Annotated in this window: 15 protein-coding genes, 2 tRNA genes and 3 pseudogenes; 18 read left to right on the top strand and 2 right to left on the bottom strand. The window is 37.8% G+C overall.

Annotation, left to right across the window (positions count from 1 at the left end; genetic code table 11):
• The first annotated feature begins 7 nt into the window (after positions 1-7).
• Entirely contained in the window at positions 8-1,921 is a 1,914-nt protein-coding gene (locus CRG87_RS04755; protein WP_074425769.1) for a beta-glucoside-specific PTS transporter subunit IIABC, read from the top strand.
• Between the two features lie 65 nt (positions 1,922-1,986).
• Here CRG87_RS04755 and cbpA read toward each other — a convergent pair whose 3' ends face one another.
• Positions 1,987-2,694, bottom strand: a complete 708-nt coding sequence (gene cbpA, locus CRG87_RS04750) for a cyclic di-AMP binding protein CbpA (protein WP_046307639.1) — start codon at positions 2,692-2,694, stop codon at positions 1,987-1,989.
• Between the two features lie 223 nt (positions 2,695-2,917).
• Between cbpA and pth the strand changes: the two genes are divergently transcribed.
• From pth to lysS, 12 genes and pseudogenes are all read left to right on the top strand, one after another.
• Positions 2,918-3,484, top strand: a complete 567-nt coding sequence (gene pth, locus CRG87_RS04745; RefSeq protein ID WP_074425768.1) for an aminoacyl-tRNA hydrolase — start codon at positions 2,918-2,920, stop codon at positions 3,482-3,484.
• Position 3,485: 1 nt separating this feature from the next.
• Positions 3,486-6,164, top strand: a pseudogene (mfd, locus tag CRG87_RS04740) (transcription-repair coupling factor); the annotation flags it as partial.
• Positions 6,165-6,179: 15 nt separating this feature from the next.
• A pseudogene (locus CRG87_RS08285) lies at positions 6,180-7,139 on the top strand (TRCF domain-containing protein); the annotation flags it as partial.
• Positions 7,140-7,150: 11 nt separating this feature from the next.
• Positions 7,151-7,393: an RNA-binding S4 domain-containing protein gene (locus CRG87_RS04735; protein WP_046307633.1), complete on the top strand. Its 243-nt coding sequence runs from the start codon at positions 7,151-7,153 to the stop codon at positions 7,391-7,393.
• Positions 7,394-7,469: 76 nt separating this feature from the next.
• The gene (locus CRG87_RS04730) at positions 7,470-7,847 is read left to right on the top strand and encodes an FtsB family cell division protein (protein ID WP_101138680.1); all 378 of its coding nucleotides are present in this window, start codon (positions 7,470-7,472) and stop codon (positions 7,845-7,847) included.
• Entirely contained in the window at positions 7,844-8,212 is a 369-nt protein-coding gene (locus CRG87_RS04725) for a S1 RNA-binding domain-containing protein (RefSeq protein ID WP_074425766.1), read from the top strand. The genes CRG87_RS04730 and CRG87_RS04725 overlap by 4 nt, the downstream gene beginning before the upstream one ends.
• Entirely contained in the window at positions 8,202-9,461 is a 1,260-nt protein-coding gene (gene tilS / locus CRG87_RS04720) for a tRNA lysidine(34) synthetase TilS (protein WP_074425765.1), read from the top strand. Before CRG87_RS04725 ends, tilS begins: the two co-directional genes overlap by 11 nt.
• 87 nt (positions 9,462-9,548) lie before the next feature.
• Positions 9,549-11,756, top strand: coding sequence for an ATP-dependent zinc metalloprotease FtsH (gene ftsH / locus CRG87_RS04715; protein WP_074425764.1), 2,208 nt, complete (start codon positions 9,549-9,551; stop codon positions 11,754-11,756).
• Positions 11,757-11,804: 48 nt separating this feature from the next.
• Positions 11,805-12,677, top strand: coding sequence for an Hsp33 family molecular chaperone HslO (gene hslO / locus CRG87_RS04710; RefSeq protein WP_074425763.1), 873 nt, complete (start codon positions 11,805-11,807; stop codon positions 12,675-12,677).
• A 113-nt stretch (positions 12,678-12,790) separates the two neighbouring features.
• Positions 12,791-13,423: a histidine phosphatase family protein gene (locus CRG87_RS04705; protein WP_074425762.1), complete on the top strand. Its 633-nt coding sequence runs from the start codon at positions 12,791-12,793 to the stop codon at positions 13,421-13,423.
• Positions 13,424-13,522: 99 nt separating this feature from the next.
• A complete protein-coding gene (dusB, locus tag CRG87_RS04700) occupies positions 13,523-14,533 on the top strand; it encodes a tRNA dihydrouridine synthase DusB (protein ID WP_074425761.1) in 1,011 nt (336 codons plus the stop codon).
• Between the two features lie 26 nt (positions 14,534-14,559).
• Positions 14,560-16,107, top strand: a complete 1,548-nt coding sequence (lysS, locus tag CRG87_RS04695) for a lysine--tRNA ligase (protein WP_074425760.1) — start codon at positions 14,560-14,562, stop codon at positions 16,105-16,107.
• 81 nt (positions 16,108-16,188) lie between these two features.
• Here lysS and CRG87_RS04690 read toward each other — a convergent pair whose 3' ends face one another.
• The gene (locus CRG87_RS04690) at positions 16,189-17,010 is read right to left on the bottom strand and encodes a DUF2785 domain-containing protein (protein WP_074425759.1); all 822 of its coding nucleotides are present in this window, start codon (positions 17,008-17,010) and stop codon (positions 16,189-16,191) included.
• Between the two features lie 127 nt (positions 17,011-17,137).
• Here CRG87_RS04690 and CRG87_RS04685 point away from each other — a divergent pair.
• From CRG87_RS04685 to CRG87_RS04665, 5 genes and pseudogenes are all read left to right on the top strand, one after another.
• Positions 17,138-17,212, top strand: a tRNA-Gly gene (locus CRG87_RS04685).
• A gap of 46 nt (positions 17,213-17,258) precedes the next feature.
• Positions 17,259-17,332 (top strand) — tRNA-Pro (locus tag CRG87_RS04680).
• Between the two features lie 301 nt (positions 17,333-17,633).
• Complete coding sequence (locus CRG87_RS04675) at positions 17,634-18,218, top strand: hypothetical protein (protein ID WP_074425758.1); 585 nt, start codon at positions 17,634-17,636, stop codon at positions 18,216-18,218.
• A gap of 377 nt (positions 18,219-18,595) precedes the next feature.
• Positions 18,596-21,100: an ATP-dependent Clp protease ATP-binding subunit gene (locus CRG87_RS04670; RefSeq protein WP_074425757.1), complete on the top strand. Its 2,505-nt coding sequence runs from the start codon at positions 18,596-18,598 to the stop codon at positions 21,098-21,100.
• A 211-nt stretch (positions 21,101-21,311) separates the two neighbouring features.
• A pseudogene (locus CRG87_RS04665) lies at positions 21,312-23,465 on the top strand (DNA-directed RNA polymerase subunit beta); the annotation flags it as partial.

Genomic DNA, 23,465 nt, shown 5'->3' with positions numbered 1-23,465 from the left:
GAAAAAAATGGATTATGAACTACTAGCCAATCAAATCATTGACTTGATTGGTGGATTAGAAAATATTGATCAAGTATGGAACTGTACTACACGCTTACGTTTTAAACTTAATGACGATAGTTTAGTTCAAGATGAAAAAATCAAAAAGTTAAACGGTGTTCTTGGTACTCAAGAACGTAACGACCAGTATCAAATTATTATTGGTAACGATGTGGAGGAAGTAGAAAAAATCCTTGAGCAACGAATAGGTAAAAAGAGTCCGGCCACTGATTCAAAAAGTGTTCACCAAGAAAAAAAGAAGAAAGAGAACATTTTTAATCAAATTATTGATGCAATTTCAGGTATTTTTTCGCCTATTTTGCCTGCAATAATTGGTGCAGGTATGATGAAATGTATTTTATCAATTTTAACCTTAACCAAAATTGTTTCTCCTAATAGTGGTGTCTATGTAGTCTTTTATATGATTTCTGATGCTGCATTTTACTTTTTACCATTTTTAGTTGCGGTGTCAGCGTCACGAAGATTCCATTTGAATGAATTTATTGGATTATCTGCTGCAGGGGTTTTACTCTATCCAACGTTAATCAATGGAGCTGCTAAGCACCTTCCACCAATTAATTTCTTAGGATTAAAGATTCCATATTTAGGCTATAGCTCTTCAGTAGTGCCAATCATTTTAGTTGTTTGGCTGATGAGCTTTGTATATAAATATGTTGATCGGTATATGCCTAAAGTTCTACGATTTATTCTAACTCCTGTAATCACAATGATTATTACGATTCCAATTGGCCTTTTTGCTCTTGCACCACTAGGGAATTATTTAGGAGAACTATTATCAACAATTTTAGACTGGCTTTTCACATATGCAGGACCGCTGGCTGGTTTTGTTCTAGCTGGACTAAATCCGCTGATTATAATGACTGGTATGCACTATGCGATTATGCCAATTGCAATTCAGAACTTAGCACGCACAGGATATGACAACTTTTGGTTACCATTTGCATTAATTAGTAACATCGCGCAAGCTGGAGCGCTATTTGCCCTTGGGTTTAAGTTTAAGAAATCTGAAGACAAGTCTATTGCCTTTTCAACTTGTGTATCAGCCATTTTAGGGGTTACCGAACCAGGATTATTTGGTGTTACTCTGAAGCTGAAAAAACCACTTTATGCTGCAATGGCAGCAGGAGGAGTTGGCGGCTTAATAGCAGTTTTAATGGGAGTAAGAACATATTCCTTTAGTGCGCCAAACATTCTGATTTTACCAACTTATATTGCTCCAAATGGTAGTCTGCAAGGATTAATTGCAATTGTGGTTGCGCTTGTAGTTACGTTTATTTTATCCTTTGGTCTAACCTTTATTTTGAAAATAGATGGTTTGAATCCTGAAACGATTACTGGTGACCAAGTCAACAATGACTCTAAAATTGATAAGGCTACAGCTGATAACACTAATGCGCCACAGGAAGAAGAGCTAATTTGTAGTCCTATAGAGGGCAAATTGCAAAGTATTAAGCAAGTCCCTGATAGTACCTTTTCAGACGAAATTATCGGTAAAGGTGTTGCTATTATTCCAAGTAAGGGTACGGTTTTTGCTCCATTTGACGGACAAGTAACAATGGTTTTCCGAACTAAGCATGCTCTTGCCTTTACGTCAAAAAGTGGAGTTGAAGTTTTAGTTCATATTGGAATTGATACGGTTGAACTTGATGGTAAAGGTTTTAAACTATTAAAAAATAAAGGTGACAATGTTAAGCAAGGTGAGCCTGTTTTAGAATTCGATCAAGACTCAATCAAAAAGCAAGGATATCAACTTATTACTCCTGTAGTAGTAACTAATTATCAAAAATTCAAAAATGTGGAGAAGATATCGGGATTAAAACAGATTGATTCTCATCAAGTAGTTATGAAAGTAGAAGAGTAAATAAACATTACAACATCAAAAAAGCACTGCAGTTAAGTAGCAGTGCTTTTTATCTTGGTTAAAAATTAATCTTCAGTTGGTTCACTTAAGAAGACGCCAGGATTTTCATCACTCATGATGGTCATTCCGGCTTGTAAGTCTTCAATTTCTGCAACTACATATCCTTTGGCTTCAAGTTTGGCAACAATGGTCTTCATTGTGTCATCTGTTACACCAGCGGGTAGGGTGAAGAGAATTCGTCTAACAAAGTTATCATTAATTGTGTTTGGTGATGAATCCAGGCTCATAACACCAGCAATTTCTGAATATTTACTAATCACTTTTGACATTTTAACTAAATTACCACGAGAATTGTCGGTTAAAACAGTTAATACATAAGAACCAGTTTTAACATTCCAGGCAGCTGACAACATGTCGAGCAGACGAGAGTGTGTCAAGATACCATAGAACTTGTTGTCCTCGTCTAATACACTGATGTAAGGTAAATCCTTAATCGTGAAGAAAACTTTGAAAAATGGCGAGTTAACTTTGATAGTTTTTGTAGCATTTTTCAGTAAGTAGGTAACTGGCAGGTTCATGTCCTTACCTTCAGACTTGTGACGATAAATATGCATGCGGTAAATATTACCGCGGAAGATTGTACCGGTATCATCTAAAATCGGTACACACCGAAAACCAGACTCCTCTAAAGTCTTTAGTGCTTCTTCAAGCGTTGCGTGTTCGTTAACTGTTGTAAGATAATCTTTTTTTCTAACTAAAGATTTGATGAGCATGAAACTGCCTCCGTTTTTAAAAATAATCTAATCAATTATACCATACGATTTTTGATTAAATAAAAATTAAAATAGTTTTTTCGAATAAATAGAGTTTAGCACGTGTGAGCTAAATAAAAAAGTAATTTTGTTCACTGAAACTAAAGTGTAATAGTCTGAGAGAAACTGAGTAGGGTTGAATGTGCTATCATTAAATACGATTATTTAATTAAGGGGAAATATGATGAAACTAATTGCGGGTCTGGGAAATCCAGGTAAAAAGTATGACGGAACTAAGCACAATACAGGCTTTATGGCACTTGATCAGTATTTAGCTAAAAATTCTTTGGTTCTTGAACGGGAAAAGTTTGAGGGTAAATATACTAAGCAAAAAATTAAAGGTGAAGACGTAATTTTGCTTGAGCCACAAACATATATGAATGATTCTGGGCGCTCTATTGCGCAATTTGCGCACTTCTTTAAGATTGAACCACAAGACATTTTAGTCATTCATGATGATATGGATATGCCGTTAAGTAAAATCCGCATTCGTGCAAATGGTAAGTCAGGCGGTCATAATGGTATTAAGAGTATTATTCGTGACTTGGGTTCAAGTAATTTTAACCGGTTAAAAATAGGTATTAGACATCCCGACAACGTGACAGAATCAAGCGTTATTTCATGGGTTTTATCGCAATTTGACAGCCAGCAACAGAAATTAATGGATGCTGCATTCGATACTAGCTGCGAAATAATCGACGATTTTATTGCTGGCAAGGGCAGTCAATTTTTGATGAATAAATATAATTAAAATGCGCTTAACAGAGTTAATTAAAGAAGATAAAGAACTAACAGATTTCATTAATAAGACAGCTAAAGTCAAAAATTCATTAATCACTGGTGCTAATGCCGGTGCTTTTGGTCTGCTCTTATGCCAGATTGTGACTTCGCTTAACCGTCCACTATTATTAATAGAAGAAAACGAAAATAAGGCACAGAAGCGGTATAGTGAATTAAATGCAGTTATGCCTGATGGAAGTGTTCAAATCTTTCCAGTTGATGCTACAATTGCAACCCAAACTGCTGTTAGTTCACCAGACGAATTAAGTAGTCGAATTCAGGCGCTTAATTTTTTATTGACCGGACAAATGGGAATTGTTGTAACCACACCGCAAGGGTTGCAGTATAAACTATCTGCTCCCGAGCAATATAGCGCTACAAAGCGTGACTTTGAAACGGGAAAAGAATTTGATCTTGCCCAATTGACAAGCTGGTTGGTGGCAGCAGGCTATCGTCGTGAAAATTTGGTTGCACGAGTAGGAGAGTTTGCTTTGCGTGGGGATATTTTGGATATCTACCCACTTGATCACGAAAATCCGGTAAGAATCGAATTTTTTGGTGATGAAATTGACACAATAAAAGAATTTGATTTGTCCAGCCAGCGTAGTAAAGATGCAATCGACAAGGTTACAATTGGTCCTGCACAAGACCGTGTTTTTACGGAAGCAGACTTTCAACGGGCTGTGACTAAAATAACTAAGGCAATGGGGGATGCGCCTGCTCCAGAAGAAGCAGTGAAGGATCACTTTACCCAAACTCTGGATGAGCTAAATAGTGCTACTTTGCCCTCAAATTATGCTTTTTTGGTTGATTTTTTACTCGAGAAACCAAGTAACTTACTCAAATATTTAAGTGCAGACGGCTTAATCATGCTCGATGACTGGCCGCTAATTGATCAAGCTGTTAAAACAGTTGATCAGCAAAATGCTGGTTTTATTGATGATGAACTGAAAACAGGTGCAATTTTACCTGGTCAAGAACTGAGAGCTGATTTTAATCGCGCTTGGACTAAAGATGATCATCATCACCTTTATTTTTCATTATTCCAACGTTCAATTGGGCGGATTCGGCTTGATCAGTTATTTGACTGGCAAACACGGGAGCCGCAACAATTTTTCAGTCAGATGCCTTTGATAAAAACAGAAATTGAATCGTATCAAAAAAATAAGCAAACAGTTATTTTGCAGGCTGACAATCAAAAGCGAGCACGCCAAATCAGCCAAACAATGATTGAATTTGGCATGTCGATTCCAATTGTTGCTAAAGATGATCTTGTTGAAGGACAGACACAAATCATTGTTGATTCTTTTGCCAGCGGCTTTACATTACCGAAAAACAACCTAGTTTATCTGACAGAGCATGAGCTGTTTAATAAAACGAGCCATCACCGTCGACGTGTCAAGACTTTGGAAAATGCACAACGTTTGCGTAATTATAATGAACTCAAACCAGGTGATTATGTAGTTCACGTTAACCACGGTATTGGCCGGTTCGAAGGAATCAAAACACTAGAAAACAACGGTGTTAAACGCGACTACATTACGATTACCTATCAGCACGGTGATCAATTATTTGTGCCGGCTGATCAATTGAAATTAGTGCAAAAATATGTGGCTTCGGAAGGTAAGACGCCTCATGTTAATAAGCTGGGTGGCAGTGAATGGGCTAAAACTAAGCGCAAGGTTGCGGCTAAAGTTGAGGATATTGCTGATGACTTGATTGACCTTTACGCTAAGCGTGAATCAGAAAAAGGTTTTGCCTTTTCAAAGGATGATGAATTGCAACGAGAGTTTGAAGATTCGTTTCCTTACGTTGAAACGGCAGACCAGTTGCGTTCAATTAAAGAAATTAAGCATGATATGGAACAACCCAAACCAATGGATCGGCTACTTGTGGGTGACGTTGGTTTCGGTAAAACTGAGGTGGCTCTAAGAGCAGCATTTAAAGCAGTACAGGACAATAAACAGGTAGCGTTTTTAGTACCAACTACCATTTTGGCGCAACAGCACTTTGAAACAATCCAAGACCGTTTCAATAACTTTCCGGTTAACTATGCGGTTTTGTCACGCTTCCAGACCGCAGCAGAATCAAAGAAAATCACAGAAGGATTGAAAAGCGGTAAAATTGATTTAGTAGTTGGTACGCACCGATTGCTATCCAAAGACGTCCAGTTTAAAGACTTGGGCTTGTTAATTGTTGACGAAGAGCAGCGCTTTGGTGTTAAGCATAAAGAGCGCCTTAAGGAATTGAAGGCTAACATTGATGTCTTAACTTTAACGGCCACACCAATTCCCCGAACCTTGCATATGTCAATGGTTGGTGTGCGTGACTTATCTGTTATGGAAACTCCGCCATCCAATCGTTATCCAATTCAAACATATGTAATGGAACAAATTCCAAGTGTAGTTAAAGATGCCTGTTTGCGTGAAATGCAACGTGGTGGGCAAGTCTTTTATTTGCATAATCGAATTGACGACATTGATGATGTTGTAAGTGAGCTGGAGGAATTGATACCAACGGCACGAATTATTAGTGTCCACGGACGAATGAGCAAGAATATGATGGAGGATATTCTCTATCGCTTTCTAAATCGTGAGTTTGACATTCTGGTTACCACAACAATTATTGAAACGGGAATTGACATGCCAAATGTCAATACAATGATNGAATTGATACCAACGGCACGAATTATTAGTGTCCACGGACGAATGAGCAAGAATATGATGGAGGATATTCTCTATCGCTTTCTAAATCGTGAGTTTGACATTCTGGTTACCACAACAATTATTGAAACGGGAATTGACATGCCAAATGTCAATACAATGATTATCGAAAATGCAGATCACTATGGCCTGAGTCAACTTTACCAGCTCCGCGGTAGAATTGGACGAAGTGCACGGCTTGCCTACGCTTATTTCCTATATCAACCAAACAAAGTCTTAACAGAAATTGGTGAGAAACGGTTAGAAGCAATTCGCGATTTCACCGAACTTGGATCAGGCTTTAAGATTGCCATGCGCGATCTGTCGATTCGCGGGGCTGGCAATATGCTTGGCGCCCAGCAGCACGGTTTCATCGATAGTGTTGGGTATGACCTTTATTCCCAAATGCTTTCTGATGCAATTAAAAGCCGTAAAGGTAAGAAAAAGGTTGATAAGAGTAATGCTGAAATTGACCTTGGACTGGAAGCCTATATTCCTGAAAGCTATATTGCGGACCAAGAAGAAAAGATTGAGTTTTATAAGAAGATTAAAGCGGCTGATGCTGATGATATTGGGCAAATTCAAGATGAATTAATTGACCGCTTTGGTGATTATCCCGAACCTGTTGAAAATCTATTAGCAATTTCAAAACTAAAAGCTGAAGCTGATTTGGCGCAAGTGCTTAACATTACCCAAATTAAGCAGCAGGTGAAAGTTGAATTTAATAATAGTGCAAGTAAAGAACTGAAGGGGCCTAACATTTTTAAGGCACTCGAGCATGTTTCGTTCAAGGCTAAAATTAATTTGTCACCGCAACAACGCCTTGTCGTTTTATTAGACTTACCAGCGGATATCCATCATCGGCGACTTTTTAATGAATTAACGACATTTATGACAGCAGCAAGTGACATTATTCAAAGATAACGAGGTAAAAAATGCGTATTGATAAATTTTTGAAAATTTCAAGATTAGTTAAAAGAAGACCCGTGGCCAAGGAGATGGCAGATCAAGGTCGAATTAAAGTAAATGACAAAGTTGTTAAGTCAAGTTATGACGTAAAAATTGGAGACGTTATTGAAGTGGGTTATGGCTCAAGACAGGTTAAGGCCAAAGTTTGTGACATCCGCGAGACAACCAAAAAAGCAGAGGCCAGTGAACTTTATGAATTAATCGAATGATAACTTTGTTATTTAATGACTTTTATGAATGGTCTTGTTATAATTAAATAGTATTTTAGAATTACAGAGGACAAAAATTATGAAAGGACCACGTATCTATAATTCGCTTAGTCCAGAAGAGCGAATTGCGCGCCTAAAGCGTAAGCAAGAAAAACGGGAAAAAGAAGTACACCGAATTCGACGCAATCGTATTATTGCCGTCTTTTTAGTCTTGTTTGCACTTTTAGGTATTCAACTTACGGTTACGCGTGTACAAACACAGCGCATCAATGAGCAAGTACAAACGCAGAAAAAATCGCTCAGTCAAATCGATAAGCAAAAACGTGCTTTGACAGCTAAGCGCGACGACTTAAAAGATCCTGATTACGTGGCCAAACTTGTCCGCTTTAAGTTTTTATATTCTAAACCAAATGAGACAATTTATAATTTACCTGAGGGCAAAGACGATAATTGATGAAATTTCAAGTAGGACAACGTGTTACAGGTACAATTAACAACATCACCGATTTGGGTATTTTTGTTACCCTTCCTAAGCATACGTCGGGACTTATTCACCATAGTGATTTTGGTGAAAACTGGGTGCGCGAACGTGCTAATTATCAGATTGGTGATTCTATTCGTGTAGTTGTAATTAATAATTTTAAAGGTAAAATCGGTCTTTCAAGAATGCGGTTAAATGATCCGGATTTAATTGACCATACTAACGAATTTTCTGATGTAAAAAAAGAGCAGTTTTTAACTGTTTTAACCAAAACAATCACTGATTCTGAGCGTGAAATCAAAAAACTGCAGCAAGAATTGAACAATTATGCTGATTGATGACTTCTTTAAAGCAAATAGTTTGCCGTTAGAGGGTAAAACACTTGTTGTAGCGACAAGTGGTGGACCAGATTCAATGGCACTCCTTGACATGGTTAATGAAGCTAAGGCGCAATATCATTTTAAGTTAATTGCGGCTCATTTTAATCACCAATTGCGTGTTGATTCCAATTGCGAGGATACAGCAATCAGTAGTTATTGTCAGACAAAACAAATTGAAGTTGTTACTGGAAAATGGTCGAAACAGTTGCAACCGCAAAAAGGAATTGAAGCAGCTGCGCGCCAAGTTCGCTATCAGTTTTTGACTGAAGTAATGAAGAATATGGCTGGCGACTATTTGTTAACGGCACACCACAGTGATGATTTGCTGGAAAATATTTTACTCAAATTTATCCGTTCTGGTAATCCAAGTGAAATGAATAGTTTACAGCCGGTTAGCAAAATGAATGGCCAGATTTTGTTACGACCACTGCTAACAGTTGAAAAGGCAGAGTTATTAACTTATGTAGAGAAACGTCAAATTCCTTTTGTGATTGATCAAACCAATAATGAGGATGACGCTTTACGTAATCGGATAAGACATAAAATTGTGCCTCTCTTGAAGGCTGAAAACCCAGAAATAAAGCGCAGCGCTTGGCGTTTTAGCGAGCAAATAAACTTAATGACATCGCTAATTAGTGGTGACTTTGAGCAAATAGGGCAGCCCAGTGAATATCTCGGTTTTTTCTATCGGCTAAAAAAAGAAAATCTGACTTCTCTAACTGAAAAGCAGAAAATACTGTATTGGCAAAACTTTATTTGGAAAACCTGGCATGTGCGCGTTAATGATAATCTTGGCAATTTTGAATTACTGCCTTATCAAGATTATTTTTATCTGATTGAAAAGCCATTGCCAGACATTGAGCAAAAACAGCAAATTGAACTAGGACAAAAGTTTAAATTTGGCAGTAGGGAATTTATCATTACTGATAAATTGAATGCTAATGGCAACTTGATTGCTAAGCTTAGCATTCCAAAAGGCGCTAGAATATATGCTGGACCAACTGAGTCTGGTGCTAAACTTAGTCTAAAGAATGGGCAACACGTCAAAAGTAAGAAAAAGTTTGCTCAAAGCGGCATTCCTAATGTGCTACGGCCATATTGCTTGGCTATTCTTGCGGATAGCGAAGTGGTCTTCATTGAGGATACTTATTCAAGTCAAAAAAAGGTAGAAAATAAACGTCATTTTTATCTATATGGCAATATTTGATAAGAAATTTTAAAATAATAGAGTGATACTGAAATATGTGTTAAACTTTTATTCGTATATCTCTAGGAACTTTTGTGGAGGATTTTTATGAAAAATAACCGGAATCGGCTGTTTTCAAATGGCTTGTTCTATATAGTTGTTTTCCTTTTATTATTAGGAGGAATCAACTGGGCACTTGGTGGCACCGATAATTCCGGTGGTAGTGAGAACATCAGCTACTCGGAATTTGTCAAAGATTTGAATGACGGCAAGGTAAAGAACTTTAACGTTCAGCCTGCCAACGGTGTTTACACTGTATCAGGTAGTTACAAAGAGGCCCAAGATACTAAAAGCCAATCAAGTAACAGTCTTGACTTCTTTAATGGTAGCTCTGGATCAAAAGTGAAGCGTTTCTCAACAACTATGCTTCAAAATGATTCGAGTGTGTCGAATGTTCAAAACTTAGCTGAAAAGAGTGGCACAAAAATGACCACTCAAGGCGAATCGCAGTCTGGCAACTGGATCTCAACCATTGTAATGCTGGTGCCAACTATTCTGTTCATTGTCATGCTTTGGATGATGATTAGTCAAAGTAGTGGCGGTGGCGGCCGTGGTGGTAACGGCGGCATTATGAACTTTGGTCGTTCTCACGTTAAGCCAGAAGATCCAAAGAAGAATAAGGTTCGTTTTTCAGACGTTGCCGGTGAAGAAGAAGAAAAGCAGGAACTTGTTGAAGTTGTTGAATTTTTAAAGAATCCAGCCAAATTCACCAAGTTAGGTGCGAAAATCCCGTCTGGGGTTTTACTTGAAGGTCCTCCGGGAACTGGTAAGACTTTGCTTGCTCGTGCTGTTGCTGGTGAAGCCAACGTACCATTCTTCTCAATCTCGGGATCTGACTTCGTTGAAATGTTCGTCGGTGTTGGTGCCAGTCGTGTACGTGACTTGTTCACTAATGCTAAGAAGAACGCACCAAGTATCATTTTCATTGATGAAATTGATGCCATTGGTCGTCGTCGTGGCGGTAATGCTAGTGGTGGCGGTAACGATGAACGTGAACAAACTTTGAACCAATTGTTAGTTGAAATGGATGGTTTTGAAGGTAACGAAGGTGTTATCGTCATTGCCGCAACTAACCGTTCTGATGTTTTGGATCCAGCTTTGCTTCGTCCTGGTCGTTTTGACCGCAAAGTTCTAGTTGGTTCGCCAGACGTTCGTGGTCGTGAAGCTATCCTGCGTGTTCATGCCAAGAACATGCCATTGGCAGATGATGTTGACTTAAAGGAAATTGCACGTCAAACTCCAGGTTTCGTTGGTGCTGATTTAGCTAACTTACTAAACGAAGCTGCATTATTGGCTGCTCGTCGTAATGGCAATGAAATTACTGCTAATGACTTAGATGAAGCAGAAGATCGAGTAATTGCTGGACCAGCTAAGCGTGACAGCATGATCTCAAAGAAAGAGCGCCAAAGAGTTGCCTTCCATGAGGCAGGACACTCGATTTGTGGTTTGGTTCTAAGTGATTCACGGACAGTTCGTAAGGTTACAATTGTTCCTCACGGTCGTACAGGTGGATATAACTTAATGCTACCTAAGGATGATCAGTTCTTACTAACTAAGAAGCAATTAATGGAGCAAATCGTCGGCTTAATGGGTGGACGTGCTGGTGAAGAAGTTGTGGTTGGTGACCAATCAACTGGTGCCTCCAACGACTTTGAACAAGCAACACAAATTGCTCATAGTATGGTTGTCAACTACGGTATGACTGATTCGCTAGGAATGGTTGAACTCGAAAAAGAGGGCGAAACTAATCCTTACGGCTTTAAACCATATAGTGAAGCAACTTCTGCCAAAATTGATGAAGCTGTCAAGCAAATTCTTGACGAGGCCCATGAACAAGCAGTTGAAATCGTTAAGAATAACCGTGAAAAGCACCGTATTATTGCGGAAGCATTGCTTAAGTATGAAACTCTAGATGAAAAGCAGATTATGTCGCTTTACACTACTGGTAAAATGCCTGAAAAGACAGTTGAAGAATACCCAAGTGAATCTAAGGCTTCTACTTATGAAGAAGCTAAGGCTGCTGCTGAAAAGAGAGAAAATCAAAAGGCAGTTGCTAATTCTGATGAAACTGGTGTAGAAGGAAAAGAAAAAGCTTCTGAAGAAGAAAAATCTGAATCTCCATTACAAAAGAATCAGGAAACTGAAAAGCGTAATCCAGAAAATCCAGAGAAACTTGAATTTCCAGAAGAACAAAATTCTTCACAGACTACAGAAGATAAAGCTGATCATTCATCTGATGATCATCCTCAAGATTAATAATTAATAGGGCCTGTTTAAAGGCTCTATTTTTTTAGGAGAATTAAAATGAACGATTATTTAATTAAAGCAATTGATAAAACTAAAAACTTACGTTTATTGACAATTAATGCCCATGATTTAGTTCAAGAAGCACAAACTAGGCATGACACTTGGTCGGCTTCTTCTGCTGTTTTGGGAAGAACATTAGTTGCTGGTGTCCTATTAGCAGGCGCTGAACTAACTGACAAAGAAGAGTTAACGATCCGTCTATTAGGTGATGGACCAGTGGGACCAACAATTGTAACCGCCAAATCTGATTTGACGGTTAAGGGATATGTCAAAAACCCTCATATTGCTTTGCCACCTAAGGAAAATGGTCATATTGATGTTAAAAAGGCCGTTGGTAAAGGTTGGCTTGAAGTGACCAAGGATTTAGGACTAAAAGAACCTTATACTGGTCAAGTTCCGATTGTTTCTGGTGAAATCGCTGAAGATATTGCTTACTATTTAACTAAGTCTGAGCAAATTCCTTCTGCTGTTGGTCTTTCTGTTTTTGTTAATCCAAACAACACAATTGGCGCAGCAGGCGGTTTTATGCTTCAGGCATTGCCTGGTGCAAGTGATAGTCTAATTGATCAAACGATTGAACGGATTAACAATTTACCTGCACTCTCCAGTTCATTTTTAGACGGCATGACTCCTGAAGAATTGGCTAAGAAGATTTTGGGCGATGACTGCAAGATTTTGGAAAAAGATGATGTTGCATTCAAATGTGACTGTTCAAAAGAAAAATACGGTGACATTTTAACAACTCTGAAAAATAGTCAGTTAAAGGAAATGATTGAAAAAGATCATGGTGCTGAATTGACTTGTAACTTTTGTGGTGAAAAATACGATTTTTCTGAAGATGAGTTAAAGGCGATTTTAGCCAAAAAATAAGTTGAAATAGATTTGTAGATTAATCACACGTATTATTAAATTTTGGTGCGGTAATTAGCAATTTTGATTATAATGAAGAAGTTGAATTAAATGAAATTAAAGGAGTGTAACTAATGCTAAACGTGTATATCGTTCGTCACGGTCAAACTGATACTAACAAAACCCTTGCAATTAACGGCTCGGGTACCAACTTGCCATTAAACGAAACAGGAATTAAGCAGGCTGAAGCTTTACGTGACAGTTTTGACATTGAGCGAATCGATTATGTTTATGCTAGTCCTTTAATCCGTGCAAAACAGACTGCAGAAATACTGGATCAAGGAAAGCATAAAATTATTTACGATGACCGCTTAAAGGAAATGAACTACGGTAATTGGGATGGTAAACCTGCAGCTGAAATTCATGCAAAATATCCGCAAGCTTTTGATGATTTAGGCTATTTTACTGAAAACTATAGTGATTATTGTACTGGTGAAACATATCGTCAATTAGCTGATCGATTAATGGACTTTTGGCATGATCTCGTAAATAAACACGTAAACGAATCTGTAGTATTAGTTTTCCATGGGACTGCTTCACGCTCATTAGTCCAAAATATTTTGGAGAGCACAGGAATTTCCAAAATTGGTGAAATGCAAAATGCTGGTGTAACCAATATTTCTGTTGATGATACAAGCAAAAAAGCATTTTTGCGTTACTATAATCGTTCAGCCCCTTGTGACTTCTTTCTTGAACCAAAGAGCTGATGAATAAGTTTCTACAATTTTTTTCTTAATAAAAAGGTTGAAGTTTTGCTTATGAGGCCCTTTTTGTTATGATGTTAAGGTATTTGAAAGGATGATTAGGTGGATAATAGCTGGAAAATTCGCGAAATAACCATCCCTAATCGGGTTGTTGTTGCTCCAATGGCTGGAGTATCAAACTCTGCATTTCGAATGATTTGTAAAGAATTTGGTGCAGGCTTAGTTGTGTGCGAAATGATTTCCGATCACGGAATTATTTATCGTAATAAAAAGACAATGTCAATGATGAAAGTGGATCCGCGTGAGCACCCCATGAGTATTCAAATCTTTGGTGGGACAGAGGAGACTCTTCTTGAGGGAGCGCAGTATATCGATCAACATACTGATGCTGATATCATTGATATTAATATGGGTTGCCCCGTTCCTAAAATCACTAAGACTGATGCAGGTTCAAAATGGCTTTTGGACTCAAATAAGATCTACCAAATGGTTCATAAGGTAGTTCAGAATGTTTCTAAGCCCGTTTCAGTTAAGATGCGGATTGGCTGGGATCGAAAACATATTTTTGCAGTTGAAAATGCTCTAGCTGCACAAGAAGCTGGTGCAAGTATGATTGCAATGCACGGTCGAACCCGTAAGCAGATGTATGCTGGTGAAGCAGACTGGGAAACACTTCATGATGTTGCTCAAGTGCTTGATATTCCGTTTTTGGCTAATGGTGATATTGCTACGCCAGAGCTTGCCCAAAAGGCACTAGATGAAATTGGATGTACTGGTGTCATGATTGGCCGAGCTGCTTTGGGTAATCCTTGGATGGTCAAAGATATGGTTCATTACTTGGAAACAGGTGAAAAATTACCGCCTCAAACAGTTCGTGAACGTGTAGCAACTGCTAAGCATCAACTCCAAGGCTTAGTTGAGCTTAAAGGTGAAAAGATTGCTGTGCCGGAATTTCGCCAACAAGCTGCATATTATTTAAAAGGAATTCCCCGTTCAGCACGGACTCGTGCTAAAATAAATGAAGTTTGGACTGCACAAGAAGTCTACGATTTACTTGACAATTTTGTTGATGAGTATGAAAAGAGACAGGCACAAAAGGTCGCAAGAAATTAAAGTGAAAGATAATGGAGGAAAAATAATTGGCTAAAAGTGAAATGAATGACCAATTAATCGTTCGTCGCCAAAAGATGGAAGAACTTCGTGAAAACGGAATTGAACCATTTGGCATGAGAAAATTCGACCGTCAAGATTTGGCTCGTACTTTAAATGAAAAGTACACTAAAGAAGACAAAGACGAATTAAACAGTGAGTTACCTAAAACTAAGGTTGCTGGTAGAATGCTCGCTAAAAGAGGTAAGGGTAAAGTTGGCTTCGCTGACTTATATGACCGCACTGGCAAAATCCAGATTTATGTTCGTAAGGATATTGTTGGTGAAGAAAACTACCAAATTTTCAAAAAATCAGATATTGGTGACTTCTTAGGAATTGACGGTGAAGTCATGAAAACTGATACTGGCGAATTAACAATTCGTGCAACTCATGTAACCTTCTTATCTAAGGCCTTGCGTCCACTTCCTGATAAGTATCATGGTTTAAAGGATGTTGAACAAATTTATCGCCAACGTTACCTTGACTTAATTACTAATCATGAAAGTTATGAGCGCTTTGTTAATCGGACTAAGATTATCCAAGCAATTCGCGACTTCTTAAACAACAAGGACTTTTTGGAAGTTGAAACACCAGTTTTGCACAACATCCCTGGTGGTGCAGAAGCACGTCCATTTATTTCTCACCACAATGCCCTTGATATTGACCTTTACATGAGAATTGCTTTGGAGTTACCTCTGAAGCGTTTAATTGTTGGTGATATGGAACGCGTTTATGAAATTGGCCGAGTTTTCAGAAACGAAGGTCTTGATACCCATCATAACCCTGAATTTACTGAGCTTGAAACTTATGCCGCATATTGGGACTTCCATGATGTCATGGATGAAGCAGAAGGAATTATTCGTGCTGCCGCAAATGTTGTTACTGATGACGGTAAAGTCACATACCAAGGCACTGAAATTGACTTAGGTAAACCATTCCGTCGTGTACATATGGTTGACTTAATTAAGGAAAAGACCGGTGTTGATTTCTGGCAAGAGATGAGCGTTGAAGAAGCAACCAAAATTGCTGAAGACCATGATATTAAAGTTGAAAGCTTTTGGAAGGTTGGTCATATTATCAATGCCTTCTTTGAAAAGTACTGTGAAGAAACAATTGTTGACCCAACCTTTGTATATGGTCATCCAGTTGAAATTTCACCACTTGCTAAGAAGAACGCTGATGATCCACGCTTTACTGATCGTTTTGAAATTTACATTATGGGTGAAGAGTACGGTAACGCCTTTTCAGAACTAAACGATCCAGATGACCAACGTGAGCGTTTTGAAGCACAAATGGCAGAACGTGAAGCTGGAAACGATGAAGCTGATATGATTGATGAAGATTACTTACGTGCTATGGAATACGGTATGCCGCCAACAGGTGGATTGGGAATCGGAATTGACCGTCTTGTAATGCTTTTGACTGATGCGCCTGCAATTAGGGATGTTTTACTATTCCCAACAATGCGTCCAGAGCGAATTGAAGATATTGAGCGCGAAGTCGAAGAAGACATGAAGAAAAAAGGAAATAATAAATAATGGTTTTGCTAGCACTATAGTAAGCTAGCTAATGACACTACTAAAAAAGAATCCTTCTTTAAGGATTCTTTTTTAGTTTGCCTACAATGCAAAACCCATTTTTTCGTTATAGGCAGTTATTTTCGAAAGTAGATTATCTTGAACTTCCTTATTGGTAGAAAAATAAAAATACCAATTTTGTAATAACCTAAACCACGAACTCAAGAAATACCAGTTAGCACGATCATCATGTAAAAGCTGCTGATAAATTTTCTTATCGAAGTCGTCAACAAATGAATTAAAGTCGGCTGAAGCTATCTTTTGGAAATGAACGCCTTGAAAAAAAGCAAATGCTATTCGCTGTTCTTCATCATCAACAAATGGATTTTTTAAATTTTGGAAAATACTCGTAATTACTTCAAATATTGCACTTACACTCTTAGGCTTGAAATCATGGTGACTCAAAGTAGCACCCAGAAAATCACTTCCATGCGCGACACTGTGTGCCCAACCTTTGTTTGTCACATAGCCACGAAAATCTTTTTCTTCTTTTAGATACCTAATGCTCCAGTCAAAAAGTAATTGACGTTCACTATCTGTTAAGATTGGCTTGTCATTATCTGATTCTAAAATGAGTGCGCCAAGTAAGGCACTGAAAGTTCTTAGAAAAACGGCATCGTTTTCTGGTTGATTAATTTGTCTAAAAAGACCTCTGTTCTGAATAAAACTGTCGATAATTACCTGAATCTGTTTTTGTTTAAATGCATTTTCTGAAAAGCCACGTGCAAAGAGGGTGTAGACAAGGTTATCTCTAATATGTGGATTCAAATTGCCAATATTGTCTAATAAGAATTGAATCTGCTCATTAGTAAAAACGAGCTTTCCTTCTGGCAGATCAACTAATTTCTCCAATTCATTTTGCATAATTTTTCCTTTAAATCTATAAGTGTATTTTAGCTATAATTATATAATAATCGGAGATTTTTTGGTGATTTTTTTGAAAAAAGGGGTTGAAAAAGATAACTGATTTGCTATAATAATATTTGTTCTTGCGGAAGTAGTTCAGTGGTAGAACATCACCTTGCCATGGTGGGGGTCGCGGGTTCGAATCCCGTCTTCCGCTCCAAGAGAAACAGAAAAAACTCACCGCTTTGGTGAGTTTTTTTGTTAACCGGGAAATAGCTCAGCTTGGTAGAGCGCTACGTTCGGGACGTAGAGGTCGCAGGTTCAAATCCTGTTTTCCCGATAAATGAGATTTTGCCTTTATGTCAGATGGTTTAAACGCTGGTATAAAGGCATTTTTGTTTTCTCGAATTTTCTGAAATTAGCTCAAAATGGGTTAAACTATTTTAGGCAAAGCCAGCAAGTGTTATAACTGTAATGGTTATAAAGCCAGGACAACACTACCATTCTTGTTACTTTGTATTTAAAGATTATAAAATCCATCTGTCTAAGGCGAACAAAAACAGATATCAATATGGGCAATCTAGGAAATGTAAACCTGAAAAGAAAAAAACTTGAAGCATAGCAAATAAAGGAGATTTTGCATGATAATCAACAAAAAAGATTGGAATAACTACCTTAATAAAAGGGAGTTAGTGAAAATTTATGGGAAATCACAAGATAGTTATATATTTGCAGTAGGATATATGATTGCCGATCTAGGACAATACTATATCTTTGAAGTTGTAGACGATGTTGGCAGTTTAGATAGTTATGTTTTATATAAAAAGACAGAAATTGAAAAATTAGTATGTAATGATAGTCATACAAGAATGTTTGATTTCTATATTGACTACCTAAAAAAACAAGATGAATATGATAGATTAAACTTACAAAAAGTATATAATGATATTCCACATAATGATATCATTACTTTATTAAATTATTGTTGTAATTACGGCTTTTATGTCACCATAGCTGAATCTGAAGATGAATATGAGGAAACTGTAAAAATAATTTCTGTTGACACGCAAAAGGTATTAATTGATCAAACAGAATATTGTAAAGACCATAATTTGATGGACCAGGTTAGATCCGACCCAATCAAAATCACTGATATCCTGACACTAGATATTATTAGTAAAGAGAACTTTTTGTATGAACAATATCTTAAACAAAAAAATAGCTAGTTAAATTTATTTGTACAAAAAAGCAACTTTTTAGGTTGCTTTTTATTGTACACAAATTTAATTATAAATAAGGTTAATTGAGTACATACGATTCTGAAATCGATTAGTAAGTGAATAGAAATTTATATTACTCGTACCTAAACTAATCTACTTATATAGTGAATCTTTTGCTACAATCAAGGTATTTTGTTTAACTAAAATAAAACATTTGTAAAAGCACTTATATTAAGAAAATTGAAATTAGCATCATTAGCTAGTCTTTGCTATAATGGTGGCAATGTTTTTACGCTAAAAGCACTTTACTTGAAACAAAATATTTTACAATTCAGCCAAAAAGTTTATAGTGGATACACATCGTTTTTAAAGGTGGTGCTATGATGAAAAAATCCTATACCAAAAGTGCAAATCAAGTTTTAGAAATTGCACGTGAACAGGCACAGAGCTTTCATCATCGTTTAATCGGTACGGAACACGTACTGCTTGCGATGGTAATCGAATCTGATGGTGAAGCAGGTAAAAACTTGCGCGCATGGGGCGCAACGCCAACGGCTATCCGTGAAGAAATTGAACGCTATACCGGCTATGGTTCGGCAGGTAAATCTACTTATATGGAAATGTCACCTCGTTTGAGTATGGCGTTATCTTATGCAGGAATCTTAGCTGAACGTGAAGGTTCAGCTCAAATTAAAACCAGTCATATTTTGCTTGGTTTGATTCTCAATGAACAGATTCTTGCTTCTGTAATTTTACGAAATTTGAACATAGATCTTCCTGGTTTGCGCAATGATTTATTACACTCGCTAGGTGAAGATATCGATAATATTGATGATAATGATCAATCTGATAATAGTGGTTGGTCAAGTTTTAATGGTGCGGATTATAGTAATTCCACTAATTCGCAAAGCAAAACGCCAACCCTTGATCAAGTGTCAGTTAACTTAAATGAACGAGCAGAAAATGGCAAAATCGATCCAGTGATTGGGCGAGATAAAGAAGTCGCTCGTGTGATTGAAATTTTATCAAGGCGTAATAAGAATAATCCAGTTCTAATCGGTGAACCGGGAGTCGGTAAGACAGCTGTTGCTGAAGCGATTGCGACAGCAATAGTTAATAAAAAAGTGCCACATGACCTAATGAACAAAAAAGTCATCTCACTTGATTTGGGAGGTCTTGTTGCTGGTACTAAATATCGTGGTGAGTTTGAAGACCGACTGAAGAAAATCATCAAAGAAATTGTTGATGACGGAACAATTATTCTGTTTGTTGACGAAATGCATACCTTAATTGGTGCTGGTGGAGCCGAAGGATCAATTGATGCAGCTAATATTTTGAAGCCATCACTTGCACGTGGTGACATTCAAATGATAGGTGCAACAACTTTTGACGAGTACCAAAAGTATGTTGAAAAAGATCAAGCATTAGCACGTAGATTTCAAATAGTGCGTCTAAATGAACCTTCTAAGGAAGAGACACTAGCTATTTTAAGTGGCTTGAAACCAAAATATGAGAAGTTTCACCATGTCACAATTACTGATGCGGCCCTTGAGAATGCAATTGATTTATCAAGTCGCTATATATCTAACCGTTATTTGCCGGATAAAGCAATTGACTTAATTGATGAAGCTAGTGCAGCTGTCAAAATCAAGTCTGGTAAAGGCTCAAATAACCAGCTGGTTCAACTTAATGAACAAATTAAAAAAGTTATAGAGCAAAAAAATCAAGCTGCGATTAATCAGAATTTTGTCAAAGCGGCTCAGCTTCAAGATAGACAAAATAGTTTGCAATTACGCCAAGATAAGTTAAACGCTAAATTGGAAAGTGCGACTAGTAAAAAGTCTACAGTGCAACCAGAAGATATTGCTAAGGTAGTTTCAAACTGGACAGGCGTACCTGTTACTCAAATGAATCGTGATGAATCAAAGCATCTGGCTAATCTGGAGGCAGATTTGCATAAGCGCATTATCGGACAAGAGGATGCAGTTCGTGCAGTTAGTCGCGCAGTTCGTCGTAGTAGGAGTGGAATTAAGGATGAAAATCGTCCAATCGGTTCATTTCTATTCTTGGGCCCAACAGGTGTTGGTAAGACAGAACTAGCCAAAGCAATTGCGGCTTCAATCTTTGGTTCAGAGAATAACTTAATCAGAATTGATATGTCTGAATACATGGATCAAATTGCTAATAGTAAGCTGATTGGCTCAGCTCCAGGCTATGTTGGCTATGATGAAGGTGGACAATTATCCGAACAGGTTCGTCGCCACCCATATTCTGTAGTTTTGCTGGATGAAGTTGAAAAAGCCCACCCTGATGTTTTTAACCTACTATTGCAAGTACTTGATGATGGTTTTTTGACCGATTCAAAGGGACGCAAAGTAGACTTTAAGAATACAATTATTATTATGACTTCCAACTTAGGCTCGCGTTCTTTATTTGATACCAAAGAAGTCGGCTTTAATGCTGACAATTCAAGCCAAGTTGAAATGCGTAAAGATCGTGTTCGTCAAGCGCTTAAACAGTTTTTCCGTCCGGAATTTTTAAACCGAGTTGATGAAACAATTATCTTTGATGAGCTTAACCGGAAACAATTACGTCAAATTGTCACTCTACTTACTCATAAGTTGATTGTCCGTTTGCAAAAGCAAGGCGTGCAATTGAAAATTTCACGTGCTGCTTTGGATAAAATTGCTAAAGATGGCTATAATCCTGAGATGGGTGCAAGACCTTTGCGCCGTGCAATTCAAAAGGATATTGAAGACGAAATTGCCTCAAAACTAATTACTGGTGAACTTGGTGATGGCGATCTTCTCAAAATTGGTTGTAACCATGACAAATTAAAATTTGAAATAGTTAAAGCAGAACCAAAAAATCTAGTTGGCTCTAAGTAAAACAATTGACAAATCAGTTATCATTTGCTATATTAGTGCGTGATTAAAAAGGCTGATTTTCAGGATTTTGCTGATATATTGTCCAGCAGAATAATAAAGGACAAAAACGACAGAGGTTGTTTTTGTCTTTTTTATGCTTAAAAATCCCGCTTTTTGAAATTGTAACCAAAATGTAATATTAGCTTTCTCTGACAGAAAGGATGTTTTCTCCTTGTTAAATGGACACGTAGTGAACTTCGGTAAGCATCGAACAAGACGTAGCTTTTCACGTATTAAAGAAGTACTGAAGCTACCTAACTTGACAGATGTTCAAACCGAATCGTACCAAAACTTTTTGGATGAAGGTATTAAGGAAGTCTTCGACGACATTATGCCGATTAGTGACTTTTCAGGTAAGCTTTCGCTTGAGTACGTTGGCTATAAACTGCAAAAGCCAAAGTATACTGTTGATGAAGCGCGTGATCATGATGCAACTTATGCTGCACCAATGCACGTTACCTTAAAACTGACTAACCAAAAAACTGGTGAAATTAAGACCCAAGATGTTTTCTTCGGCGATTTACCTTTAATGACTGAATCTGGTTCATTCATTATCAATGGTGCCGAAAGAGTTATTGTTTCCCAATTAGTTAGATCACCAAGTGTCTACTATTCTGGCGACTATGATAAGAATGGTCGAGAGATCTTCGGCACAACTGTTATTCCTAACCGTGGTGCATGGCTAGAATATGAAACAGATGCTAAGAATGTTTCTTATGTACGTGTTGATCGTACTCGTAAACTGCCTTTGACTGTTTTAATTAGAGCTTTAGGAATTGGCTCAGATGACGAAATTATCGATATCTTTGGTGAAAGTGATACTTTGCAATTCACTTTGGATAAAGATGTACACAAGAATCCAGCAGATTCACGTGTTGCTGAAGCCTTAAAGGATATCTATGAGCGTCTACGCCCAGGTGAACCAAAGACAACTGATTCTTCACGGTCCCTCTTATATGCCCGTTTCTTTGACCCACGTCGCTACGACTTAGCCCCTGTTGGTCGATACAAGGTTAATAAGAAGTTATCATTAAAGAACCGTCTCTACGGTCAAACTTTAGCAGAAACTTTAGCTGATCCAGATACTGGTGAAATTATTGTTAAGAAGGGTACTGTTGTTACTCATGAAGTAATGGACGGCTTAGAAAAGTATCTTGACCGTGATGACTTCAAGATGGTTACTTATGAACCTTCAAAAGAAGGCGTCTTACCTGACCCAATTGTTGTTCAAGAAGTTAAGGTATATTCAAAGACTAACCCTGAACGCGTTGTTAAGTTGATTTCTAATGGTCACATCGATAAGGACATTAAATACTTAACTCCAGCAGATATTTTGGCATCAATTAACTACTTCTTCTTATTACAAGATGGTATTGGTGACACTGATGACATCGATCACTTAGGTAACCGTCGTATTCGTCGTGTTGGTGAATTGTTACAAAATCAATTTAGAATTGGTTTGGCAAGAATGGAACGTGTTGTTCGTGAAAGAATGTCAATTCAGGATCCTTCAACTGTTACACCACAACAATTAATCAACATTAGACCTATTGTTGCCAGCATCAAAGAATTCTTTGGTTCATCACAACTTTCACAGTTCATGGACCAACATAACCCGCTTGGCGAATTAACGCACAAGCGTCGTATGTCTGCTTTAGGGCCTGGTGGTTTAACTCGTGACCGTGCTGGATATGAAGTTCGTGACGTTCACTATACCCAATACGGTCGTCTTTGCCCGATTGAAACTCCTGAAGGACCAAACATCGGGTTAATTAACTCTCTTGCATCATACGCAGTTATTAACAAATATGGTTTCATTGAAACACCATATCGTCGTGTTTCATGGAAGACGCATAAAGTTACTGATAAGATTGACTACTTAACAGCTGATGTAGAAGATAACTTCATTATTGCCGGTGCAAACACTAAATTAAATCCAGATGGTTCTTTCAAGGACGATTTAATTTTGGCACGTCATAAGGAAGACAACGTCGAAGTTAGTCCTGATAAGATTGACTACATGGACGTTATTCCTAAGCAAGTTGTTTCGGTTGCGTCTGCATGTATTCCTTTCCTTGAAAACGATGACTCTAACCGTGCATTGATGGGTGCTAACCAGCAACGTCAGGCTGCCCCATTGATTGATCCACACAGTTGTCTTGTCGGTACTGGTATGGAATACCGTGCTGCGCATGACTCTGGTGCTGCAATTGTTGCTAAGGCAGCAGGTACTGTTGAGTACGTTGATGCCAATACAGTTAGAATTAGACGTGCTGACGGCACTTTAGATAAATATGTGCTTGAAAAATACCGCCGTTCTAACAAC

Source organism: Lactobacillus apis, assembly GCF_002837055.1.
Taxonomy (GTDB): domain Bacteria; phylum Bacillota; class Bacilli; order Lactobacillales; family Lactobacillaceae; genus Lactobacillus; species Lactobacillus apis.
The sequence above is the reverse complement of the archived record's forward strand: the minus strand, read 5'-3'. Positions and strand labels throughout refer to the sequence as shown.

What these genes read in the sequence shown, in the direction of transcription:
- CRG87_RS04755 (WP_074425769.1), top strand. Translation starts at nt 8, where the DNA reads ATGGATTATGAACTACTAGCCAATCAAATCATTGACTTGATTGGTGGA.
- cbpA (WP_046307639.1), bottom strand. Translation starts at nt 2,694, where the DNA reads ATGCTCATCAAATCTTTAGTTAGAAAAAAAGATTATCTTACAACAGTT.
- pth (WP_074425768.1), top strand. Translation starts at nt 2,918, where the DNA reads ATGAAACTAATTGCGGGTCTGGGAAATCCAGGTAAAAAGTATGACGGA.
- CRG87_RS04735 (WP_046307633.1), top strand. Translation starts at nt 7,151, where the DNA reads ATGCGTATTGATAAATTTTTGAAAATTTCAAGATTAGTTAAAAGAAGA.
- tilS (WP_074425765.1), top strand. Translation starts at nt 8,202, where the DNA reads ATGCTGATTGATGACTTCTTTAAAGCAAATAGTTTGCCGTTAGAGGGT.
- ftsH (WP_074425764.1), top strand. Translation starts at nt 9,549, where the DNA reads ATGAAAAATAACCGGAATCGGCTGTTTTCAAATGGCTTGTTCTATATA.
- hslO (WP_074425763.1), top strand. Translation starts at nt 11,805, where the DNA reads ATGAACGATTATTTAATTAAAGCAATTGATAAAACTAAAAACTTACGT.
- CRG87_RS04705 (WP_074425762.1), top strand. Translation starts at nt 12,791, where the DNA reads ATGCTAAACGTGTATATCGTTCGTCACGGTCAAACTGATACTAACAAA.
- CRG87_RS04690 (WP_074425759.1), bottom strand. Translation starts at nt 17,010, where the DNA reads ATGCAAAATGAATTGGAGAAATTAGTTGATCTGCCAGAAGGAAAGCTC.
- CRG87_RS04675 (WP_074425758.1), top strand. Translation starts at nt 17,634, where the DNA reads ATGATAATCAACAAAAAAGATTGGAATAACTACCTTAATAAAAGGGAG.
- CRG87_RS04670 (WP_074425757.1), top strand. Translation starts at nt 18,596, where the DNA reads ATGAAAAAATCCTATACCAAAAGTGCAAATCAAGTTTTAGAAATTGCA.